This window comes from Pseudoalteromonas sp. S3178, assembly GCF_005886985.1.
Classification (GTDB): Bacteria; Pseudomonadota; Gammaproteobacteria; order Enterobacterales; family Alteromonadaceae; genus Pseudoalteromonas; species Pseudoalteromonas carrageenovora.
In genome coordinates this window covers 1-313 of record NZ_PNCW01000340.1, presented here as the reverse complement: position 1 = coordinate 313, position 313 = coordinate 1, and the positions used below count along the sequence as shown (strand labels likewise).

Annotated in this window: 1 pseudogene; it reads left to right on the top strand. The window is 45.0% G+C overall.

Features of this window, described 5'->3' with window-relative positions:
* Positions 1-240, top strand: a pseudogene (locus CWC11_RS21225) (hypothetical protein); the annotation flags it as partial.
* Between the last annotated feature and the right edge of the window lie 73 nt (positions 241-313).

The window sequence follows — 313 nt, the reverse complement described above, 5'->3', positions numbered from 1 at the left end:
ACCGCTATAGAGCGCGAAAATGCCGACATTGCCTTGCAAAAATGTGTTGCTGCGGTAGGTCAAGAAGAAGTGGCAACCTTGATGTTAGCGGGTGTACGACTTGGTGGGCTTCCTTATTTACCTACGCCATTTCGTTGGGGGTACGGGTGGTCTTATCCTAGACGTTACGCCGAATTGACCGCTGAAGAGATAGAGCAAGTAAATAAGCACATGGCAAAACTAGCATTAGACAAAAAATAAATTGACGCAAAGTCAAATTCTGTATATTTTCTCCGCGATGTTTCAATGAGGGCCATACAGTCAACTCGTCAAC